The following is a 21,655-nucleotide window of genomic DNA, read 5'->3' as shown; positions in this document are numbered from 1 at the left end:
TGTCCCAGTTCAGGTGGCCCCTGCTTCCAAGGACATCTGTCACCGGAACACCGCCACGGCATCTGGCAGCTTTGCTGTGCTCACCGTTATGCAGCAAACCTTCTTTGATCTTCATTCCGCTTTGCAGGCGGCGGATTGCCATCCCCACAAGCATTGCATTCGACATCCGTCAATTCTTCGAGGCCAACAATGGGTCGCGCTGTCGGGCCGTAGATACGCTTAATGTCTTCAGGGCTGTTTGCGGTCGAGAGTTCAGGGAGAACCTGAAGCAAGTCCTCCAATGCGCCCTCGGTCAGCATTTTGACCGCGTTTGCGCCTGGGTAGAAGCTTTCGGATGGCACGTTTTCGACAAATACGATTTGGTGTTCATCGAACATCAGGTGAATGTAAGTGACTTGCTTTTTCCCGTGCGCGATCCGTGCTGGCAGGCCTTTGGCGCCGGTCAGGTGGATGGCTCTGGCCAAACGGTCACTGTCAACGAGCACTGCGTGCTGGCGTGACACCAAGAGGTCGCGTTCGGCCCCAAGCATACCTTGAGGGATCAAAACAGGCCGCAATCTCACGTCCGCGGCAAGCTCTTTGGAACTCACCTCGCGTTGCCCGATCCAACGGACGGGCTGTGGCCCATTGTCCATGGTGCACACCAGATCCCCAATACGCAGATCATCGATCAGCACATCGCCTTTGGGGGTTCGAATGCTGGTCCCGGATGTGAAACAGACCACGCCTGTGTTGTCCGCAGTGAAGAACGAATTGTTGCTGCTTGCGCCGGTGAAGGTCAGCGATCCTGTGCCAAAGCTGGTGTTGTCGCTGTAGTCCACCTTGCCAACGCCATCGTTGGATTGGTTGAGGATGCCGTCATCCGCTTGGTCAGCGTAAAGTTCCGACAGTCTGTCGTAATAGCCGCTCAGGTCGATGAAGTCGTTGTTGGTGCTGTCGTCATCGGCAATTGATCCGGTGTTGCCGGCGTTGAAATCGGTAATCGTGTCGGCACCATCACCTACGTTGTAGACAAACGTATCGTTGCCCAGACCGCCGGTGATCGTGTCATTGCCGGTGCCACCGATCAGGACATCGTCGAAAGATGTGGACAGGTTGGCGCTTTCCAATCCGATAGGCACGCCGCCTGTATCCGGCCCGGTCAAATCCACGCTCAGTGTTTCGGCGCCGCTCTGGTCGAAATAGAGAATCTCGATGAGGTGCTCACCTGCGTCCAATGGGGTGGACGCCGACGCACTTGATCCCGAACCGGTGATTTCGATCAGCGATACGCCGTCGATGTAGATATGTGCGCCATCATCGGCGGACACACCAAAGGAATAAGAGCCAGCGTTGGTGACCGTCAGGGTGGTCGACAGTTTGACCGCAAAGGTATCGCCGTTGCCGCCATGGAAGGCGTCGATTGCGGCGGGGTCAATGCTTTGTACAACGCCTTCGCCATCGGGGGGGTTGTCGTTTTCAGTCCCTGATGTGAAACCGGCATCCGCAAAACTGTTGAGCGAACCTGCGCCGTCCAGCTCGTAATATTCATAAGCGAAAAGCAGGTTCGGCTCGACCAGACCCGTGGTCTCGAAGTCGCCCATGAGGACGTCATCACCGGAGCCGCCATCCAGGCTATCATCGTCGATCCCGCCAATCAGCGTATCGTTGTCTGCGCCCCCTTCGAGGGTATCGTCACCTGCCGAGGCAACCAGTTTGTCATCGCCAACGCCGCCAACAAGGCTGTCATCGCCGGAGGAGTTGTTCAGAATATCGTTACCCTCACCGCCGACGAGCGTATCGTCGCCCGTACCGGTGTAGAGTACGTCATCGCCATCACCCCCTTCGATGAAGTCCGATCCGCTGCCGCCATGGATCGTGTCCGCACCGCCGCCGCCAAAGACGACATCAGCCCCCGTGCCGCCGGAAATTTCTTCGTTGTTGGAAGACCCGACAAGTTCATCATCGCCCCCGCCGCCATAGATCTTGCCCGCATCGGTGAGAAATTTGTTCTGAAAGTCGCTTGTGTCATTGGAGGCGAAAAACCCCATGGTCTCAAGCGTTTCAGGGTCGAGCGATGCAGGATCGATGCCTTTCAACGTGATGGTCGAACCATCAGGCAGGTTCAGGACGGCATCGCCCCTGCCATTGCCGATCGTGTCGGTGATCTTCACGTCATTCGTCGACAGCCCCATGGCCCCAAGATAGTCGTGTGACGACAGAACCAACATATCGGTTCCGATCTCGAAATCCTCAATGGTGACGTCCTTTGCCAGATCGAGGATGTCCTGCCTGCCAATTGCAGATGGGTTTTGTTGGTCAGCAAGATCATTGTATTGCTGGTCGATGTCCTCTTCGACGGCATCCTCGATCCGCTTTGCGGTTCTGTCGCCATAGATCGGTTTCAGGAGATCACTTATGTCTTTGGACACATCTATGGCATCAAGGTGGCCAAGAGGGTTGGTCAGAACCATTCCGGTTATCGTGGTCTCAACCAATGTGGCAATCGCTTCGACGGTTATGTCATCGAGATCTGCAGGTGCTGCGTCACGCACGGCGGCACCAATGGATTGAACATCAAGCGAAGTCGCCTGAAAATCAGGAGTGTCGTTCGAAGAGGGGTCATGCGCCTTCTTGGCGGCCCAACCTCTGAGATCCGAGAGATTTGAACGCAGGATTGCGTTGGACACTTCTTCTGAGTTGCCAAGAGGAGAGAAATCGGCCTTTTCGATCACAAAGCTGTCAGCGCCGCGGCCGCCAACCAAGATGTCCTCGCCCATGCCACCATCAAGGGTGTCATCGCCATCGCCACCCATCAGCAAATCATCGCCGCCGCCGCCCGAAAGGCTATCGTCGCCCTCATCCCCGATGAGAGTGTCGTTGTCCGTGCCGCCATCAAGCGTATCTGCGCCATCGCCACCGGACAGGTGGTCTCTGCCCTCACCGCCATCAAGGCTGTCATTGTCACTGCCACCGTCCAGCGTGTCGTTGCCGTCACCCCCACGCAACGTGTCAGTTCCAGATCCACCGGAAAGATTGTCATTCTGGCTGCCGCCATCAAGAATGTCGTTTCCGGAGCCGCCGTCCAGCGTGTCGTTGCCATCCCCGCCGCGCAGCGTGTCTCTGCCATACCCGCCGGTCAAGCTGTCGTTGTTGCTGCCGCCGTCGATATAATCATTGCCGCCATCACCATGCAGCGTGTCATCGCCTTCGCCACCTTTCAGAGTGTCATGGCCAGAGCCGCCTTCAATGACGTTGTCGTTGCGATCACCGGTCAAGACATCGTTGAACCGCGACCCTTTCAGATTTTCAATATCCGTGAGGGTATCACCTTCCGCGTCGCCGCCTGCGCCGGTGCCCTCTTCCAGATCGACCGTCACCCCGGCATCGGAGCTGCTGTAATCCGCGACGTCAGACCCAATGCCGCCGTCCAGTTCATCTGCCCCGGCGCCCCCGATCAGCGTGTCCGACCCAGTGCCCCCGAACAGGGTATCCGTGCCTTTTCCACCGTCGATGTAATCATTACCGCTATAGCCATAGATGGCTTCGTTGGTGCCGTCGGTGCCGTCAATCTGGTCCCCCTGACGGTCCGTATATTCGCTTTCCATGACGTCATCTTGGTTTGTCCCGTCAACGGTAACGAGCCAAGGCGTTTGGTAGTTTGCATAGTCGGTCGACCCGATGTTGCTGCCGCCAACCTTTTGATAGTTGGTGCCCGGCTCCAACAGCGTATCGGTCGCAAATCCCCAAATATCTCTGGTGACGCCGTTTTGAGAAAGAACATAGATGTTGATGACCGGGCCGGTCGGTGTACCTGCGTCTGTCAGCTCGCGCAGCTGAATGACGGATTCCGCCTCGATCCCGGTTCCATTGCTGACCAGTCCCTTGCCATCAATAACAACATGGTTCCAATGGTTGTCATCCTCTAGCCTGTCGGCATTGCCGCCGCGATCATCGACAATGACCTGCCGTGTCGAATATCCTGTGCCAAAGGCATATTGGGTTCCGTTCGGAGAATCCGAATTGTTGATGACATTATCCCCAACGCTTTGCGTTCTGGAATACGTCACTTTCAATGCTTCACTGTCGATGGCGTATAGACTACGAGCGACCATGGATTTCTCCTGAGATAGAACTTTCCAACGCCGACAAGTAGACGAGAATTTGGCCATAATAATGGCGCTCATTCGTCAGAACGGGGTCAATATGCCTCCCCGCGGCGAGGTCTTTCCCAGTCAAAACCTGGCGGTGAGAACGGGGCGGGACACCATCCCCAGTTCTTTCGTTTTGTGGATCGCAGTCAGCCGTGGAGCAGGAAACTCTCAAGGACTGGATATAACGGGCCTTCGGCTGTGTTGCCCTTATGCGAGTGCCGGATCTTTCATGTGCAGTCTGCTGATCGAAGTGAAATCGTCACTACAATGGACGACTGTCTCCAGCCCCATCGCAAGCCGGCCAAATTGCCCCGGCTCCCTGAGCAAAGCGGTCGGAGCTGATGTTGCCCTGCGGATTGCCAGTGTTTCGCTGTCGCCGACCTGATCCCTCATCACCGCAATCGCGCGGGGCATTTCAAGATCGGCCCCTGCCAATGTGCCATCGGCCAGAGTGAGGCGTTGATCCTTTCGGAACACGTCACGTCCGTTGATGGAAAACTTCTGGATGGAAGAACCCGCTGTTGCCATTGCATCCGTCACCAGAAAAATCCGTTCGGAGTGGTCGCAGGCGGCCAAGGCCGCGCGGATGGTCGCCGGGTGCACATGGATGCCGTCCGCAATGAGGCCTGCGCATATGTCATCGCGGACAAGGGTTGCACCGACCAGACCCGGTTCGCGGTTTCCCATCTGGCTCATTGCATTGAACAGATGCGTCACACAGCGCGCGCCTGCATCAAACGCGCCCATGCAGGTGGCAAAATCGGCGTCTGTGTGACCAAGCGATACAACGATCCCGGCGTCAGACAGGATTTTGATCTGGTCGCTGGTGGCGTTTTCCGGGGCAAGTGTGACCATCACATTGGGCAACCGATCTGCCGCGTCCTGCAGGATCGCGAGATCTTCATCCGTCATGGTTCGGATTAGATTTGGATCGTGGGCACCTTTGCGGGCAACGGACAGATGAGGTCCCTCAAGGTGAATGCCGACAATACCGCCGACGCCATCTGCGATGGCCTGTTCCACGGCGTCAATTGCCTTGCGGGTGCGCTCAATCGTGTCGGTGATCAAGGTGGGCAATATCGCGGCTGTGCCTGTCGCCTGATGAGCCTGTGCAATGGTGCGCAACGCGCGGACTGATTGATCATCATTGAACATCACCCCGCCGCCGCCATTGACCTGCAAATCCACAAAGCCGGGCATAATGATCCCGCCCTTCAGCACGTGTGTGGGGCATCCCTGCGGAAGGCTGCCCTTCGGTCGCACGCTCAGAAGATCCCCCTTGCCGACCACAAGCGCGTGATCGGCATAAAGATTGCGACCGTCATGGATTTTTGCGCCGACAAAGGCCTTGGTTATGCGGGTCATACCGTTTCGGTCACCTTTTTCAGATGGCGCGGTGTGTCTGGATTGATGCCGCGTGCCGCCGCAGTTTGTTCGACCATTGCATAGAAACTTGCGATCAGGGCAATGGGATCGGTCAGCGCGTGGCCGGTTCTGATAGCCGGCAAGGGGGTCGCCTTTTGCACCTTGTCGCTTGTGGCAAAAACAGTGGCACCCTTGGCTGCGATCTCATCCGTGACGGCGGCCAGCGCGGTTTCGGCCTCGTCTTTTGCACCCAGGGCAATCACGGGGAACCCGCCATCCACAATGGAAACCGGACCGTGCAGCACTTCGGCAGAGGAGTAGGATTCAGCGTGGATCTGGCAAGTTTCCTTGAATTTCAAAGCCGCCTCATTGGAGATGGCGTTGGTTGTTCCCCGCCCAAGGCAAAAGATGGAGCTGCGTCCGGCCAAGGCCTCTCGGACTTCGGGCCAGTCGTTTCTGACGGCCTTTTCCAATGCCGCGGGCAGGTTCCGAATGGCGGAGCGGAGTGCGTCATCCTCGGCCCATTCTGCCAGCAACCAAATGCCAGCGACGGCCGAGTTGACGAATGTTTTTGTGGCTGCGACGCTCAGCTCCGGCCCCGCGTGCAGATTCAACGTGTGATCCGACACCTGCGCCAATGGGCTGGCAGGGTCGTTGGTCATGGCGATGGACAAGGCCCCGCCTTCGCGTGCCATCTTGGCCATCTGCACGATGTCAGGGCTTTTGCCCGATTGCGACACGGACAGGCAAACAGAGCCATCAAGGGCCAGCTTGCGGTGATAGATCGAGGCGACCGATGGGCCGATAGAGGCGATGGGCGTGCCCATCAGCAACTCTGACGCATACTTGAGATAGGTTGCAACGTGGTCAGAAGACCCCCGCGCGACACTGACCATAAAGGCAGGCGCACAGGCGCGCATTGCATCCGCAGCGCGGGCAATATCAGCGCCGCCATTTTGCAACAAACGGTCCACAGCAACAGGAATTTCGAGCACTTCACGGCGCATTTGTGTTTGAGAGGCAGACATTGGACGTCCTATTCTTTTGCAAGTCGAAGCTCGGCCACAAAATTGTAGGCGTCTCCGCGATAGATGGATTGGGTGAATTCAACAGTGCGTCCGTCCGCAAGATACGACGTTCGCTCGATGCTCAGACCGGCCATACCCGGCTCAACCTCCAGAAGTCTGGCGTTGTCCTCTTCGAGGTTGATCGCTGAAATTTTCTGCAAGGCCCGAACCGGGCGCAGGCCCGTTTCCGCAAGCACTTCGTAAAGTGAGGTTTTGACCAAAAGCGGATTGGGCAGCATTTCGGTAGACAGTGACGCGCGTTCGATCGCCATGGGTTTGTTGTCAGCGGTTCTGAGCCGGGCAATGCGGGACACGGATGCATCCGGAGACAACGCAAGGGCAAGCACTTCGTCGGGGGATGGCATAAAGATGCCCCGCTCAAGCCAGATGCTGGAGGATTCCATGCCGCGCCGGGACATATCCTCACTAAAGGAAGTCAGCCGCGACAGGGATTGTTCGATTTGCGGGGTATCCGAGGCGACAAATGACCCCGAGCCCTGCTTTTGAACGATTATACCATCCTCGGCGAGGGCATGGATCGCCTTGCGAACCGTCACGCGGGATAATTCGGTGATTGTTGCAATTTCACGCTCCGGAGGCAGGGAGCTGCCCGCCTTGAGCAAGCCCTGATCCACACCATCGCTGAGGCGTTGACGCAGTTGCAAATACCGCGGCCCTCCGCCTGGCTCCAGCCAGTTATGCGGCGCGAGAAATTCAGTGATGCTCATCCGAAGCTCCTTCGCATTTCAGGGGCAGATGACTTGACCAGATGGAGGGCTGCGCCAGTTCGACGCGCGCACTCAACCCCGGCAAAATGACAAGCACAGGTGCCGCGCTGCAAGTCCGTTACATGCTTTGATGCAAGATCTACCATAAGATACCTTTATAATACCTATTTAGAAAAAGGAAAGACCTATATGGGCATATAAGCATGTATTTGGTATTATAATCCCGCAAACTTCCAATCAAGAATTAAATGGTAGACAAAAGGTATCTAAAAGGTATTAGATTAGGCAGGGAGATTCGAATGCCGCCACCAACCACTGAACAACTGCCCCAGATAGGCGCGATTGACATGCTTTCACCGCATGCTGCCACTCAGGCACTTCTGGATGGCCAGATGGCTGCGCTCGACGCGGTCAGGTCCGCATTGCCCACCCTGGCGGATGCGTCAGAAACGATGGCTGCGACCATTCGGACCGGCAACTCTCTTATCTACATCGCGGCTGGCAGCTCCGGCCTTATGGCCCTCGCCGATGGGTGTGAGCTGCCCGGAACCTTCGGTATCCCCCCATCATCGATCCAAATTCACATGGCAGGCGGCATCCCGACAGATGCCAGCATGCCCGGCAACACCGAAGACGACACGCAGGCCGCAGAGCTGGCCACCCAGAACATCCAGAAGGGCGATACCGCCATCGTAATAAGTGCCAGCGGATCAACCCCCTTTGCCGTGACTGCCGCGAAATCAGCCAAGGCAAAGGGTGCTACGGTGATCGCCATCGCCAACAACCCGGCATCACCGCTGCTGAAGATCGCGGATATGCAGATCTGCCTGCAAACGCCGCCCGAAGCCATTGCCGGGTCGACCCGCCTTGGGGCAGGCACGGCGCAAAAGGCCGCGTTAAACATGTTGTCTTCGATGATGGGCATCCGTTTGGGCCATGTTTATCAAGGGCAGATGGTTAACGTTGTCGCAGACAACGCCAAACTCGTGCAGCGCGCGACTGGCATCATTACCAACATCGCCGGCGTGCCATCCGAAATCGCCAAGGCCGCGTTGCATGACAGCAACGGCAACACCAAGCAGGCCATTTTGGTGGCGTCTGGCTGTTCTGCACAAGAGGCCAACGACCTTTTGCTCGCGCATGACGGTCAGCTCGGGCCTTGCCTGCAATCCATAACATCAAACAAAGACGCAATCGTCTAACCAGGGAGAAGACCATGAAAAAATCCAATCTGATCGGTGCCATGCTGGCCTCGACACTCATCGCAGGCGCAGCCTCGGCCGAGGATGTGACACTGACTATCGAAAGCTGGCGCAATGACGATCTTGCCATTTGGCAAGACAAGATCATTCCCGCGTTCGAGGCCGCACACCCCGGCATCAAGCTGAATTTCACCCCCTCCGCCCCCGCAGAATACAACGCGGTGCTGAATTCCAAACTCGATGCGGGCTCTGCCGGTGACATCATTACCTGCCGCCCTTTCGACGCCTCGCTTGCATTGTATGAAGCCGGCCACCTGGCCGACATCAGCGGACTTGAGGGCATGGCCAACTTTTCGCCTGTTGCCAAGTCTGGCTGGAGCACGGATGACGCTTCCGTTCAATTCTGCGTGCCGATGGCCTCGGTGATCCACGGCTTCATCTACAACAAAGAAGCTTTCGAAGAGGTCGGTGTCGAGGTTCCAACCACCGAAGCCGAATTCTTTGCGGTCCTCGACAAGATCAAGGAAGACGGCAACTACATCCCGATGGCAATGGGCACCAACGATCAGTGGGAAGCTGCGACCATGGGCTACAACAACATCGGTCCGAATTACTGGAAAGGTGAAGAGGGCCGTCTGGCGCTTCTTTCTGGCGATCAGAAGCTGACGGATGAGGCCTGGGTTGCACCATACCGCCAGCTGGCAAAATGGGGTGCCTATCTGGGTGATGGTTATGAGGCGCAAACATACCCGGACAGCCAGAACATCTTTACCCTTGGCCGCGCGGCGATCTATCCGACCGGTTCATGGGAAATCTCCGGCTTCAACGGGCTGGCAGATTTCGAGATGGGCGCCTTTTACCCACCAGTCCAGAATGCCGGTGATACCTGCTATATTTCGGATCACACGGACATCGGTATTGGCATGAACGCCGCAACACCCAACAAGGAAGCGGCGGAAACCTTCCTGAACTGGGTTGGCTCGTCCGAGTTCGCGACCATCTTTGCCAACGCCCTGCCCGGCTTCTTCCCATTGTCATCGGCCCCGGTCGAGCTGGAAGACCCGCTGGCGCAAGAGTTCATCTCATGGCGCGGCGAGTGTGAAAGCACCATCCGCTCAACCTACCAGGTTCTCTCGCGCGGAACGCCCAACCTTGAAAACGATACGTGGAATGCCTCTGTGGCCGTTATCAAAGGCGAAGAAACTCCGGAGGCCGCCGGTGCACGCCTGCAGGAGGGTCTGGCCAGCTGGTACGCGCCTCAGCAATAAAAGGCTAAGACAGCCCGCTTTGTCCCGGCGTCCTTCCAGCCGGGGCAAGCCCCCCTGTTCGACCCGGTCAATCCATTGAGGGTATCGCCGGGTTGAATTCGCCGCCGATCGGGCAATCACTTTCTGCCCCAATCGTTCCATTCGCAATACTGTGTCGCCGTCCACCGGATTGTCAGGAGATCACCATGTCAGACCAACCTTCGCGTCCAAAGTTTCGCTGGCACATTGTCGTTTTCCTAGCCCCTGCCGTGCTGGTCTATACGGCGGTGATGATTTACCCGCTGTTCAACACGCTGCGTTTGTCACTGTTCACCGAAATTGATCAGGAACGGGTGTTCATTGGCTTGCAGAACTTCCAGACGCTTTTTGGCGAAACCGTTTGGTCCAACCAGTTCTGGAATGCGCTTGGCAATAACTTCTGGTTCTTCATCATTCACATGCTGGTGCAAAACCCCATCGGCGTGGCGTTGGCCGCAATCCTGAGCCACCCCAAATTGCGTTTTGCCAGTTTCTATCGCTCTGCCATCTTCATCCCGACCATCCTCAGCTTTGTGATTGTCGGTTTCGCCTGGAAACTCATCCTGTCGCCCATATGGGGCATCGCGCCGGGCATGCTGGATGCGATCGGGCTGAAATCGCTTTATGCTCCTTGGCTGGGCAAGGAAGCCTATGCACTGACCACCCTATCGCTGGTCTCTGTCTGGCAGTTCGTCGGGATCCCGATGATGCTGATCTATGCCGCGCTTCTGTCGATCCCTGACGAGATCCTCGAAGCTGCCGAAGTCGAAGGCATCACGGGTCTCTCTGCATTCTGGAAGATCAAGCTCCCGCTGATCCTGCCATCCATCGGGATCATCTCGATCCTGACCTTCGTTGCCAACTTCAACGCTTTTGATCTGATCTATGCCGCGCAAGGGGCGCTGGCCGGGCCGGATTTCAGCACCGATATTCTTGGCACATTTATGTATCGCACCTTCTTTGGCTTCCAGCTGCAACTGGGCGATCCTCACATGGGGTCCACAATCGCATCAGCCATGTTCGCCATCATCCTTGTCGGTGTGTGCCTGTACCTCTTTGGTATCCAGTCACGCATGCGCCGCTATCAGTTCTGAGGAGACAGCCATGAACGCCGCCCGCCAGAACCGCCTGAACACCGTTGCCGCCCATGGCGCGTTGATCCTCTACACGTTGATTGCGCTCTTCCCTGTTTTTGTGATCGTCATCAACAGCTTCAAGACCCGCAAGGCGATCTTTCGCGAACCGCTGGCATTGCCCAGCGCCGACAGTTTCTCACTGATTGGTTATGAGACCGTGCTGAAACAGGGGGATTTCTTTCTCTACTTCCAGAACTCGATGATCGTCACCGTCGGATCACTGTTCTTTATTCTTCTGTTCGGGGCGATGGCGGCCTTTGCATTGGCCGAATACCGGTTCAAGGGGAACATGATTATGGGCTTATACCTGGCCCTTGGCATTATGATCCCGATCCGGATCGGTACGGTCGCCATTCTCGAAATGATGGTGCAAACCGGGTTGGTGAATACGCTCTGGGCGTTGATCCTTGTCTATACGGCGCAGGGTTTGCCGCTGGCCGTTTTCATCCTGTCTGAATTCATGCGCCAGGTGAGTGATGATCTCAAGAACGCGGGACGGATTGACGGGCTGAGCGAGTACCGCATTTTCTTTCGGCTGGTGCTACCGCTGGTGCGGCCAGCCATGGCGACTGTGGCTGTGTTCAACATGATCCCGATTTGGAACGATCTTTGGTTCCCGCTGATCCTCGCCCCCGCAGAAGAGGTCAAAACCCTAACTCTTGGCAGCCAGGTGTTCATCGGGCAATTTGTCACTGACTGGAATGCGGTGCTCTCCGCACTATCGCTCGCGATCCTGCCGGTCATGACTCTTTACGTTATCTTTTCACGCCAGCTTATCCGCGGCATTACATCTGGAGCTGTCAAATGAAAGTCGTCGTCGCCGGTCTCGGCAATATGGGGCAAAGTCATGCGCTGGCCTATCACGCACATCCGGACACCGAGATTGTTGGGTTGGTCAACCGTTCCGAAGTCGAGCTGCCCGACGTATTGAAGGGGTATCCACGCCTGAGCACCTTTGAAGAAGGTCTTGCCCAGGCACCTGATCTGGTCTGCATTGCGACCTATTCCGACAGCCACGCCAGCTATGCCATAGCGGCGATGGAGGCCGGGGCCGATGTGTTTATCGAAAAACCTTTGGCCACCACCATCGAAGACGCAGAGCGTGTCGTTGCCACGGCCAAAAGGCTGGGCCGCAAAGTGGTTGTTGGCTATATCCTGCGCCACCACCCCAGCTGGAAGCGCCTGATCACAGAGGCGCGGGCACTGGGCGGGCCTTACGTGTTCCGGATGAACCTCAATCAACAGTCGGACGGCCCCACTTGGGAAACCCACAAGGCGTTGATGCGCGACACCAGCCCCATCGTGGATTGCGGCGTGCATTATGTCGATGTGATGTGCCAGATCACCGATGCCGCGCCCGTGCGTGTAAGCGGCATGGGCCTACGGCTTTCGGATGAAATTGCGCCGGACATGTACAACTATGGCCAGTTGCAGGTTTGGTTCGCCGATGGCTCTGTCGGCTGGTACGAGGCCGGATGGGGCCCGATGATGTCCGAGACCGCCTTCTTCGTCAAAGATGTGGTGTCGCCCAAGGGCGCCGTGTCGATTGTCGACAGCAACAAGGGCGCATCGGATAATGTGGATGGTCACACAAAGGTCGGCGGTCTGCTGGTGCACCGCGCCGAAGGCGATACCCTTATCGAGTTGCCCGATGAGCCAGATCACCAACGTCTGTGCGACGCTGAACAAGCCTTCATGATCGATGCGATCACCAAGGACATCGACCTCACACGCCACATGAATGACGCGGTGAAATCCCTCGCAATCTGTCTGGCAGCGGACGAAAGCATCCGCACAGGCCGCCCCATAGAACTAGGAGACATCTGATGACCGCTCTTACCCTGACCAATGTCTGCAAGTCGTTTGGCAATGTCGAGGTTCTGAAGGACATCAACCTGACCGTTGAAGACGGTGAGTTCGTGGTGTTTGTCGGCCCGTCCGGTTGTGGAAAATCCACCCTGCTGCGGGTCATCGCGGGCCTGGAAGACGCGACCAGCGGAACGGTGGATATCGGCGGCACCGTGGTGAACCACATCCCTCCCGCCAAACGCGGCATCGCGATGGTGTTTCAGTCCTACGCGCTTTATCCGCATCTCACTGTGCGCGACAACATGGCGCTGGGTCTCAAACAGGAAAAGCAACCCAAGGCCGTGATTGATGAACGGGTGAGCAAGGCCGTCGATATGCTTGACCTTGGCGCCTATGTTGATCGCCGCCCGTCCGACCTGTCAGGCGGTCAACGGCAACGTGTGGCCATCGGACGCGCCATCGTGCGGGAGCCGAAATTGTTCCTGTTTGACGAACCGCTGTCCAATCTTGACGCCGCTTTGCGTATGAACACACGGATCGAGATTGCGGAGCTTCACCGCACCCTCAGCGCGTCGATGATCTATGTGACCCATGACCAGACCGAAGCGATGACATTGGCCGACAAGATTGTCGTGTTGCGCGACGGTCAGGTTGAGCAAGTTGGCTCTCCGATGGAGCTTTACAATAACCCCGCCAATCAATTCGTTGCAGGGTTTCTTGGCTCTCCCGCAATGAATTTCCTGCACAAAGCGCCACTGCCTATTCCCCAAAACGGTGCCTTGGGCATCCGCCCTGAGTATTTGCGTGTTCAGAAAGGCGGGCGGATCAAAGGCACTGTCACCCATGTTGAACGCCTTGGCGGAGATACCAATCTGCTTGTTTCCACGGCGCAGCAGGAGCCGCTGACCGTGAGGATCTTTGGACAGGACAACACACAGGTGGGCGAGAGCATTCAGTTGGATTTTGACGACCGACAATCCTTTGCCTTCGACGAAAACCGCCAACGCATTTCGGCGTGATCAGCTTCTACGAGAGCGAAAATTCGTCAAAACAAGGAAGCTACAGCGATCCGGATTTGCTGGAGTGAAACGGTTGGCTTTTTCCGGTTCCACCACGAAGACAGTAGACAAGCAGGTTAAAACTTTGAATGGTAGCGCAAACATTTGAGTGCAACGCCAATCACGGTGAGCCGGCCTGACGCCGGTTTTCATCGGGAAGAAAGTTCAAACCTATGAAGACGCTCGACCTGATCACCATCGGACGGTCATCCGTCGATCTTTATGGCGCACAGATCGGTGGCAAGCTGGAAGATGTACGCAGTTTCCGCAAATACATCGGCGGCTCTCCCACCAACACCGCCTGCGGGACCGCCAAGCTGGGGCTGAAATCCGCGGTGATCACCGGCGTGGGCGATGAACATATGGGCCGCTTTGTCACCGAAGAACTTGAGCGGCTTGGCGTTGATACCACGGGCGTTAAGGTTGATCCTGAGCGGCTGACAGGGCTGGTTCTCTTGGGCATTCGCGACAAGGAGCAGTTTCCCCTGATTTTCTACCGCGAGAATTGCGCCGATATGGGGCTGACGCCGGATGACATAGATCCCGATTTCATTCGCCAGGCGCGTGCGCTGGTCGCCTCGGGCACCCATCTGAGCCATCCACAAGTGGCGGCGTCCACCATCAAGGCACTGGAGATTGCGCGCGAAGATGGGATGCAAACTGCGCTGGACATTGATTACCGGCCCAACCTCTGGGGTGTTGCCGGTCATGGGGACGGCGAGAGCCGCTTTGTCGAAAGTGCCGAGGTAACAGCCAAGCTGCAAACGACGTTGCATCTGTTTGATCTGATCGTCGGTACCGAAGAAGAGTTTCATATCGCCGGGGGGTCAACAGACACCGTGGCGGCCCTGCGTGCAGTGCGGGACAAATCCGATGCCACGCTGGTGTGCAAGCTGGGGGCCAAGGGGGCTGTGGCCTTTACCGGCGACATTCCCGATCATGTTGAGGCCGGACCTGTTGTGCCAGGCTTTCCGATTGAGGTGTTCAATGTCCTGGGCGCAGGTGACGGTTTTATGGCCGGGTTGCTTAAAGGGTGGCTTGATGGCGAAGACTGGTCACAGGCGATCACTTACGCCAACGCTTGCGGCGCATTGGCGGTCTCGCGTCACGGCTGCACCCCCGCCTACCCTTCCTTGCAAGAGTTGCGCTTTTTCCTGTCGCGCGGCGTGACCCGTCCGGATTTGCGCAACGACGCCGCATTGAACCAGGTGCATTGGGCCACCAACCGAACCGGCGACTGGCCGGATCTGCGGGTCTTCGCCTTTGATCACCGCATGCAGTTGGAAGAACTGGACGGCGCAACCCCTGACAAGATCGGCCGGTTCAAAGAATTGTGCCTTGATGCGGCTCACCGCGTGGCCGGGCGGCAGGATGGATATGGATTTCTTTGTGATGACCGGCTGGGCGAGACCGCTTTGCACAAGGCGGCGGGCGGCAGCCTTTGGATTGGGCGTCCGGTGGAGTGGCCGGGATCGCGGCCCTTGACGCTAGAACCCTCACTCGGGCCCGATTTTGGTGGGCTTGATACATGGCCGGCCGGTCAGGTCGTCAAGGTCTTGTGCTTTTGCCATCCGGACGATCCGGCGGATATTCAGCGTGCGCAAGAGGACACAATCACCCGCCTGTTCACGGCTTGCCGGAGGCATGATCTGGAATTCCTCCTGGAGGTCATTCCATCCAAAGTTGGTGATGTCGCCGATGACACGACCGCCCGTTTGATCCGGCGGTTTTACGAGATTGGCGTCTTTCCTGATTGGTGGAAACTTGAACCGATGCAATCGGCAAAAGCCTGGGATCTGGCCAGCGCCGCGATCTTGGAAAATGATCCTCATTGCCGGGGGATCGTGGTACTGGGGCTTGGCAAAGACCAGGCGGCACTTGCCGCGAGCTTTGAAGTCGCCGCGAAACAGCCGCTTGTCAAAGGCTTTGCCGTGGGGCGAACCATCTTTGCAAAAAGCGCCGAAGCCTGGATGAAAGGCGCGGTATCAGATGCCGACGCAGTAGCGGAGATGGCCGCGAACTACCAACGTTTATGTGACATCTGGGACAAGGCAAGGGGTTGACCGCTTAGGCCAGCTCTAATGCGTCCTTGTCAAAAGGCACCTCACGGCGGCTGCCGTCTTCGCCACAAAGAACAAGCTGCCCGCCTGCCAACTCGACAGAGCGGATGGCCGAGCCCGATGGCCAGGCAACTGCGCCGATCACATGCGAGACCGACATCGCGCATTCATTATTAAGCTTGAAGTCTCCCGGTCCGGTTAAGGGCAGACCATGATCCTCGCCCAACATGTGCTGCGCCGCGCCCTCTTCGACACCCAGACACGCCCTATGCCGTCCTGACCACGGCTCGTAGTCGCGGCCGCCATTAGAATGCCACAGCATCGTCATCGGCAATTGATCCGTGCGGCGCAGCGACAAGAACACATCCCCTTCAGCGGGCCGCGTCACCGCCGTCCACCCCAAGCGGTGGCCCGGTGCCTCGACCGCCGAAACAAAATCCTCATGCCGATCAAACCATGGATATCGGGTCAGATCAGCCGTGCCAGCACCGGCAGGGAAGGCCGTTGGATCAGTAGAAGTTGCGGGATAGGTCAGCCCGGAGCGCCCTCTGCCTGCATCGGGTTCAAGCGGCGTAGGCGGCGTCACCCAAACCTGTTTCGGCGACGTTCGGATCAGCCCGCCATTGGGCAGCGAAACATTGGCATGGTTGGACACCGGCACCCGGCCGGAGCCGCCAACAAATGTGTGCCGCTGATAGACAAACGGCTGATCGGGGCACAACCACAATTCCTTGGTCACGATCGCCCCTTGAACCGTTTTTGACAGGCGTGCCGACAAGCGGTCCGGTGAGGCGTTTTGCAAGTGCCAGCGGGCATTCGCGGGCCAGCCGTGCGGCGGCGCCCCATCCTTCTCCGCGGCAAAAGGCGCACAGAAAAAATCGCCGCCCAAATGATAGAGATGTGGAGGCAATCCATCGGGCAAAACCTCGCCTGTTTCGTCCCAAGGCGCACGATGAAGCGGCGCGATTTCACGCGCGCCCTCTGTTACCACAAAGCGAACGATCTGGCCCAACGACGGATCGAACGCCAGGCGAATACCCCGAGAAGCAAGAACAATCATGTCAAAGCGCCAGTGCCGCTCAAGACCGTGTCTCAAGTTGGTTGCGGAAAGCGTCCAACTCATTCTCCGGCATCTTCACCAGATGCTCGTCCTGCGGAAAAGCACCGCTATCCACATCCGCGACAAACTCTTGGAAGGCCGCGATCCTCTCCTTTTGCAGGCGATCATATTCTGCCTGAAAGTCACGGTAGACCTTGGCGTGGCGCGGAACGCGGCCTTCGGTGTAGCCAAGGATGTCGTTGGAAAAGAGATATTGCGCATCGCAGCCCGCGCCGGCACCCATCGACCAAACGAGGATATTGACACGTTTGGAAATTTCGGTCGCCACTTCTTCTGGCACCACTTCCAACTCAATCGCAATGGCCCCGGCATTTTCATAAGCCTTTACTTCGTCAAACAGGCGCAAGGCGTCGGCGGCTGTTTTACCAACGGCACGATAGCCACCTGTCCATGTGGCGCGGGCCGGCACCAGACCGACATGGCCAACGACGGGAATATACTCACGCGCCAACATCTCGACCGTCTGCATCGAGCCGGAGCAATAAAGCGCATCCGCCCCGCGTTCGACCGCGTCATTGCACCAACGCAAGTAATCCAGCGGCGTGCCGCATTGCGTGTGGGTTTGGCCGGTCATCGAAAATATCGACGGCGCAACATCGCGGTAACGTGGATCGAACAAAATTTCAGGCGGCACCGAAGCGATATCGATGCCGGCGGCTTCCGCGGCGGCGGCCTCTTCGATCGTGAAATAGCGCAGCATGCTGAGCTGTCTTTTGCCCTTCAGGGCACGCAGATCAGCGACAGTGGGCAATCTACGGCTCACGGCACGTTCACGAATATCCGATCGCCCTCTTTCTTGGTTTCATATGTGCTCAGGTGTTCACAGGCCGGGGCCCGCAGGGCCTTGCCAGTGCGATAGTCAAAGATCCCGTTGTGGCGGGGGCATTCGATTTCGTTGTCCATCACCATCCCGTCAGACAGGTGAACATGCTCGTGCGTGCACAAACCGGCTGTGCAGTAAAATTCGTCGTCAGGGCTGCGGATGATCACATAGGTCTTGTCATCGTGGTCCCAGCGGATGACGTCTTCTTCTTCGACATCATCTGCGGCAATTGCGTCAATCCAGGGCATGTATAGCTCCGCTTGGTTGGGTGAGGGGATCAGCTCGCATCGCTGCGGTCCGGCACGTGTTTGTGCAAAAATTCGTTGTAGGGTTTCGCGGTGGGCGGCAGTGTTTTCCGCACCGCGTAACTGGGGTCGCTCCGTTGCTTCATCACCGCGCCCATCATCTCTTTATAGCCATCCCAGATCGAGGTGTTTGGCGCGGGCAGGTCATGTTTTACCTCCTCGTGCAGGGCAGGAAGCGAATAGTAGGGCACCATCGGGAACATGTGGTGTTCGATGTGATAATTCATGTTCCAATAGATCCACCGGCTGATCGGGTTCATGTAAAGCGTGCGGGAATTCAGGCGGTGGTCGGTCACATCCTCGGGCAGCCCGCCATGCTGCAACAACGCGGTCAACACCATGTGCCAGCAACCATAGACGCGCGGCCCGCCGACCAGCAGGACCGGGATTGCAGATTTCCACCCCATGCCATTTGCCAGCATCAGCAGAACAGCCAGCGCCGTAAGCGCAAAAAGCGCCAAATGCACCCGCGCCCAGAACGCCGCCTTGGGCCATTCGGTTTCAGGAATGTAATTTTTCTCATCCTCTGACAGAATACCAAGTGCATTGCGCGCCAGCGTCTTGAACGAGGTCCATGTATCTACAAACCCAACAAAAGCCAGCGCCTTCAGAAACAGGTTGATCGGATGCATCCACGCAATCTCGGGGTCGCGCCCGACAATGAGCGTGTCCGTATGGTGGCGGGCATGGCTCCAACGCCAATTCACCGGGTTTCGGATGAGTTGGAAGGACGCGATGTGATAGACCACATCGTTCATCCAGCGGGTGCGAAACGGTGTGCCATGGCCACATTCGTGCCAGCGACTGTCGCTTGCCGAGCCATACATCACCCCATAAGCCAGCCAGAACGGCACAGCGATCCATGAGCCCCAGAAATAAATGCCGCCAGCCGCGAAAATAACATGCAGCGCGATCCAGATAGCCGTGTCGCGCAAGGCCGGGCCGTCGCGCCGTTTCATCAACGCTTTCATGGTCTTGCGCGGAACCTCGCTGTGATACCATTCGGCCGCGGCAAGCCCGACCTCTTCGGCGTGGCGGCTTGATGCCCCCGTCAGCGAATAGTCTCGTGCTGCGGGTATCTCGGAATGTGGTTGGGCTGCGTCGCTCATCGGCTCTCATCTGGTTGTCGTTTCGTCTGCGGCCCAAAAAATGCGCGAACTGCTTTGCGTCTTGGCAATTAGCGCGACCTGTCTTCGGGTTCGGTCCAATGTCTTGAGTTCGCTTGTGTCCTGCAAGGCCGCAACACATCAGATCACATCAGACCGGCCCAAGATCTGAGGTTTCGAAGGCGGATTCTGTGAAACCTGTTTTGTTGACATGGCACTTGAACAGGCCGTTGTGAGGCATTTTGATGGAATTGATCGGGACTATTGTCCCCTGCCCCTCCACTATTGCAGTGGAATATTTGATTCGAGAGTAGGAGGCGCCCTGTGCCGCTGGGAACAATTTTGGTCAGGCCCAGGGCAGCGCCGATCGGGCAACGATCCGCAATGGGTTGAACCCGTGATCCAATGGGGCGACCGGACACGCAAACAGAACGGACCTTTCCATGACACAAGGCCTTGAAAATATGGTTCTCGTTATCACCGGCGCGGCCAGCGGCATCGGCAGGGCAGTCGCCATTGAGGCCGCGGCACAGGGCGTACGGCAAATATTGGCCACCGACCTCAACCCAGAGGGAATGGCCTCTTTGGCCGCCGAACTTTCAGGGCATGCAGAGGTTGCCTGCGTCGTGGCCAACCTTTCAGAAACAACGGCGGCACAGAAAATTGCCGATGGCGCGAGGGCAGCATTTGGACGGATCGACGGGCTTGTCAACGCCGCCGGCGTCACCACCCGCGCCAGCGTTGCCGACGGCAACGCCACAGATTTCGACATGATTTTCGCCATCAATACCCGTGCGCCATTCCTGCTTATGCAGGAGGCCGTCAGGGATATGCAGAACCGCAATGCTGGCGGTGTGATCGTCAACATCCAGTCGATGAATGCCCATTGTGGCCCGCCCGAGCTGGCCCTCTATTCCGCTTCAAAAGGGGCCCTCCAGACGCTGACCAAAAACGCCGCCAATGCGCATCTGCATGATGGCATTCGTGTTAACGGGATCAATTTGGGCTGGGTGCTGACCGAAGCCGAGCACAACATGCAAGCGAACGTTCTGGGCCATGGCGAAGACTGGATGAAAAAGGCCGGAGCCAATCTCCCGCTTGGTAGGCTGGTGTCACCTGAGGAAACGGCGTTGACCACGATGTTCTTGCTGTCACCGTCATCGGCGCCAATGACCGGTGTGAACCTGGATTTCGAACAATCCGTCACCGGCGCACCCAATGCAGGTATCGGCTGAGGACCGCGATCAGGTCCGTAGCGGCGCAGTGCTTTCGCGGACAATCAACTCAACCGGGATCGGCACTTCGGGTGTACGCTCAAGGTTTTTGTCTCTCAACCGGTCCAAAAGCACCCTTGCGGCGCGGCACCCCAACCGGTGGCGATCTTGCCGGATCGTGGTCAGCGCCGGAATGTAGTATTCTGACATTTCAATGTCGTCGAAGCCGACAACGGAAATGTCTTCCGGCACGCGCAATCCGCCGCTCTTCAACCCTGCCATCAAGCCAAACGCCACCATGTCCGCGGAACAAAAAACCGCGGTGGGCCGGTCCTCCATGCCGAGAATACGCGTCGCAGCCTCATGACCAGACTCCAGTGAAAAATCGCCCCTGATGATCCATTCCGGCTTCGCAGGCAATCCAAGGCGCGCCCGTTCGGACACCATTCCCTCACGCCGTGCCGTGGTCAGCACATTGCCGTCCGGCCCGGTGATATGAGCGATCTTGCGATGCCCAAGATCATGAAGGTGCCGAATGGCAAGCCGTGCCCCTTCGGCATTGTCACTGGAGATCACAGGGAATTTCTGGCCCTCGACCCATTCGCACAAAAAGACGATCCGATCTTCGACACCCAGATCGACACATTCGCGCAAGGCCGACGCACCCAAACCGCCGTCCAACGATATCGCGCCGTCAACACGGCCATCCAGAAAGTACCCCGCCAGTGCCGTATCTACATTCGGATCGCTATCTGTATCGGCGATCAATACCGCGTAGTCTGTGCCGGAAAACTCTTCGCTGATGCCTGCAAGAATGCCCGAATAAAACGGCTTTCCCAGGTTGGGCACCAAGACAAGGACCGCGTTTGCCCGCTGCAGCCGTAGATTTCGCGCTGCCTGATTGACCCTGTATTCCGTGCTCTTGATCGCATCAAGAACGGTTTCGCGGGTGGCGTCACTGACCAGACTGGGGTTGGTCAAAACCCGGCTAACCGTCGCAGCCGACACACCCGCCGCACGGGCCACATCCTGAATTGTCGCGGGTTTCTGAATCATCTGCGCCGGTCGCCATCTATAATTTTTCTGTTGACACGAATCTCTTGTCTTGCCGATTATGTAATCGATTTCATGATCTGAAAAGACTTAATTGTCCGAAATGAAATCGATTTCAGAACGCATTTTGTGCGTCATAGGGGGATGTCATGAAACCGGCCAAATCCGGCAAAACAACGACTATGTTGCT

Annotated in this window: 17 protein-coding genes; 8 read left to right on the top strand and 9 right to left on the bottom strand. The window is 57.3% G+C overall.

The annotated features are described in order from the left end of the window. Positions 1–86: 86 nt before the first annotated feature. The 4 genes from JNX03_RS17410 to JNX03_RS17395 all read right to left on the bottom strand — a co-directional run bounded on the left by JNX03_RS17410 (position 87) and on the right by JNX03_RS17395 (position 7,293). A complete protein-coding gene (locus JNX03_RS17410; RefSeq protein ID WP_203210255.1) occupies positions 87–4,094 on the bottom strand; it encodes a Hint domain-containing protein in 4,008 nt (1,335 codons plus the stop codon). A gap of 246 nt (positions 4,095–4,340) precedes the next feature. Continuing rightward, positions 4,341–5,498 (bottom strand): N-acetylglucosamine-6-phosphate deacetylase, encoded by a 1,158-nt coding sequence (gene nagA / locus JNX03_RS17405; RefSeq protein WP_203210254.1) that lies wholly within the window; start codon positions 5,496–5,498, stop codon positions 4,341–4,343. Further along, on the bottom strand, positions 5,495–6,526 hold the full coding sequence (locus JNX03_RS17400) for an SIS domain-containing protein (protein ID WP_203210253.1): 1,032 nt from the start codon (positions 6,524–6,526) through the stop codon (positions 5,495–5,497). The genes nagA and JNX03_RS17400 overlap by 4 nt, the downstream gene beginning before the upstream one ends. 8 nt (positions 6,527–6,534) lie before the next feature. Beyond that, the gene (locus JNX03_RS17395) at positions 6,535–7,293 is read right to left on the bottom strand and encodes a GntR family transcriptional regulator (RefSeq protein WP_203210252.1); all 759 of its coding nucleotides are present in this window, start codon (positions 7,291–7,293) and stop codon (positions 6,535–6,537) included. 299 nt (positions 7,294–7,592) lie between these two features. Between JNX03_RS17395 and JNX03_RS17390 the strand changes: the two genes are divergently transcribed. The 7 genes from JNX03_RS17390 to JNX03_RS17360 all read left to right on the top strand — a co-directional run bounded on the left by JNX03_RS17390 (position 7,593) and on the right by JNX03_RS17360 (position 15,847). Further along, entirely contained in the window at positions 7,593–8,495 is a 903-nt protein-coding gene (locus JNX03_RS17390) for an N-acetylmuramic acid 6-phosphate etherase (RefSeq protein WP_203210251.1), read from the top strand. A 14-nt stretch (positions 8,496–8,509) separates the two neighbouring features. Further along, positions 8,510–9,763: an ABC transporter substrate-binding protein gene (locus JNX03_RS17385; protein WP_203210250.1), complete on the top strand. Its 1,254-nt coding sequence runs from the start codon at positions 8,510–8,512 to the stop codon at positions 9,761–9,763. Between the two features lie 185 nt (positions 9,764–9,948). Beyond that, positions 9,949–10,875, top strand: coding sequence for a carbohydrate ABC transporter permease (locus tag JNX03_RS17380; RefSeq protein WP_203210249.1), 927 nt, complete (start codon positions 9,949–9,951; stop codon positions 10,873–10,875). A 10-nt stretch (positions 10,876–10,885) separates the two neighbouring features. Further along, complete coding sequence (locus tag JNX03_RS17375; protein WP_203210248.1) at positions 10,886–11,725, top strand: carbohydrate ABC transporter permease; 840 nt, start codon at positions 10,886–10,888, stop codon at positions 11,723–11,725. Next, complete coding sequence (locus tag JNX03_RS17370; protein ID WP_203210247.1) at positions 11,722–12,744, top strand: Gfo/Idh/MocA family protein; 1,023 nt, start codon at positions 11,722–11,724, stop codon at positions 12,742–12,744. The genes JNX03_RS17375 and JNX03_RS17370 overlap by 4 nt, the downstream gene beginning before the upstream one ends. Beyond that, positions 12,744–13,745: an ABC transporter ATP-binding protein gene (locus tag JNX03_RS17365; RefSeq protein ID WP_203210246.1), complete on the top strand. Its 1,002-nt coding sequence runs from the start codon at positions 12,744–12,746 to the stop codon at positions 13,743–13,745. Before JNX03_RS17370 ends, JNX03_RS17365 begins: the two co-directional genes overlap by 1 nt. A 212-nt stretch (positions 13,746–13,957) precedes the next feature. Continuing rightward, positions 13,958–15,847: a bifunctional 5-dehydro-2-deoxygluconokinase/5-dehydro-2-deoxyphosphogluconate aldolase gene (locus JNX03_RS17360; RefSeq protein ID WP_203210245.1), complete on the top strand. Its 1,890-nt coding sequence runs from the start codon at positions 13,958–13,960 to the stop codon at positions 15,845–15,847. Positions 15,848–15,851: 4 nt separating this feature from the next. Here JNX03_RS17360 and JNX03_RS17355 read toward each other — a convergent pair whose 3' ends face one another. Genes JNX03_RS17355 through JNX03_RS17340 form a run of 4 tightly spaced genes read right to left on the bottom strand, consistent with a single transcriptional unit; the run spans position 15,852 to position 19,201 of the window. Then, positions 15,852–16,904, bottom strand: coding sequence for a hypothetical protein (locus tag JNX03_RS17355; protein WP_203210244.1), 1,053 nt, complete (start codon positions 16,902–16,904; stop codon positions 15,852–15,854). 19 nt (positions 16,905–16,923) lie between these two features. Beyond that, the gene (locus tag JNX03_RS17350; RefSeq protein WP_231024385.1) at positions 16,924–17,727 is read right to left on the bottom strand and encodes a 3-methyl-2-oxobutanoate hydroxymethyltransferase; all 804 of its coding nucleotides are present in this window, start codon (positions 17,725–17,727) and stop codon (positions 16,924–16,926) included. Then, positions 17,724–18,035, bottom strand: coding sequence for a MocE family 2Fe-2S type ferredoxin (locus JNX03_RS17345; RefSeq protein ID WP_203210243.1), 312 nt, complete (start codon positions 18,033–18,035; stop codon positions 17,724–17,726). The genes JNX03_RS17350 and JNX03_RS17345 overlap by 4 nt, the downstream gene beginning before the upstream one ends. Positions 18,036–18,064: 29 nt before the next feature. Continuing rightward, positions 18,065–19,201, bottom strand: coding sequence for a fatty acid desaturase (locus JNX03_RS17340; protein WP_203210242.1), 1,137 nt, complete (start codon positions 19,199–19,201; stop codon positions 18,065–18,067). Positions 19,202–19,641: 440 nt separating this feature from the next. Between JNX03_RS17340 and JNX03_RS17335 the strand changes: the two genes are divergently transcribed. Continuing rightward, positions 19,642–20,433 carry an oxidoreductase gene (locus tag JNX03_RS17335; RefSeq protein WP_203210241.1) on the top strand — a complete coding sequence of 264 codons (792 nt, stop codon included), beginning with the start codon at positions 19,642–19,644 and terminating at the stop codon, positions 20,431–20,433. Between the two features lie 9 nt (positions 20,434–20,442). Here the strand turns inward: JNX03_RS17335 and JNX03_RS17330 are convergent, their stop codons facing one another. Next, positions 20,443–21,468: a LacI family DNA-binding transcriptional regulator gene (locus JNX03_RS17330; RefSeq protein WP_203210240.1), complete on the bottom strand. Its 1,026-nt coding sequence runs from the start codon at positions 21,466–21,468 to the stop codon at positions 20,443–20,445. Positions 21,469–21,655: the final 187 nt, after the last annotated feature.

The sequence above is a fragment of the Sulfitobacter mediterraneus genome (assembly GCF_016801775.1).
Classification (GTDB): domain Bacteria; phylum Pseudomonadota; class Alphaproteobacteria; order Rhodobacterales; family Rhodobacteraceae; genus Sulfitobacter; species Sulfitobacter mediterraneus_A.
Note: the sequence above shows the minus strand (reverse complement) of the source record. Positions and strands in the feature narration are given on the sequence as shown.

Bases quoted from the DNA above. Each gene is read 5' to 3' on its own strand.
- JNX03_RS17355 (WP_203210244.1), bottom strand. From the start codon at position 16,904: ATGATTGTTCTTGCTTCTCGGGGTATTCGCCTGGCGTTCGATCCGTCG.
- nagA (WP_203210254.1), bottom strand. From the start codon at position 5,498: ATGACCCGCATAACCAAGGCCTTTGTCGGCGCAAAAATCCATGACGGT.
- JNX03_RS17380 (WP_203210249.1), top strand. From the start codon at position 9,949: ATGTCAGACCAACCTTCGCGTCCAAAGTTTCGCTGGCACATTGTCGTT.
- JNX03_RS17365 (WP_203210246.1), top strand. From the start codon at position 12,744: ATGACCGCTCTTACCCTGACCAATGTCTGCAAGTCGTTTGGCAATGTC.
- JNX03_RS17395 (WP_203210252.1), bottom strand. From the start codon at position 7,293: ATGAGCATCACTGAATTTCTCGCGCCGCATAACTGGCTGGAGCCAGGC.
- JNX03_RS17400 (WP_203210253.1), bottom strand. From the start codon at position 6,526: ATGTCTGCCTCTCAAACACAAATGCGCCGTGAAGTGCTCGAAATTCCT.
- JNX03_RS17370 (WP_203210247.1), top strand. From the start codon at position 11,722: ATGAAAGTCGTCGTCGCCGGTCTCGGCAATATGGGGCAAAGTCATGCG.
- JNX03_RS17360 (WP_203210245.1), top strand. From the start codon at position 13,958: ATGAAGACGCTCGACCTGATCACCATCGGACGGTCATCCGTCGATCTT.
- JNX03_RS17335 (WP_203210241.1), top strand. From the start codon at position 19,642: ATGACACAAGGCCTTGAAAATATGGTTCTCGTTATCACCGGCGCGGCC.
- JNX03_RS17410 (WP_203210255.1), bottom strand. From the start codon at position 4,094: ATGGTCGCTCGTAGTCTATACGCCATCGACAGTGAAGCATTGAAAGTG.
- JNX03_RS17340 (WP_203210242.1), bottom strand. From the start codon at position 19,201: ATGAGCGACGCAGCCCAACCACATTCCGAGATACCCGCAGCACGAGAC.
- JNX03_RS17345 (WP_203210243.1), bottom strand. From the start codon at position 18,035: ATGCCCTGGATTGACGCAATTGCCGCAGATGATGTCGAAGAAGAAGAC.
- JNX03_RS17375 (WP_203210248.1), top strand. From the start codon at position 10,886: ATGAACGCCGCCCGCCAGAACCGCCTGAACACCGTTGCCGCCCATGGC.
- JNX03_RS17330 (WP_203210240.1), bottom strand. From the start codon at position 21,468: ATGATTCAGAAACCCGCGACAATTCAGGATGTGGCCCGTGCGGCGGGT.
- JNX03_RS17390 (WP_203210251.1), top strand. From the start codon at position 7,593: ATGCCGCCACCAACCACTGAACAACTGCCCCAGATAGGCGCGATTGAC.
- JNX03_RS17385 (WP_203210250.1), top strand. From the start codon at position 8,510: ATGAAAAAATCCAATCTGATCGGTGCCATGCTGGCCTCGACACTCATC.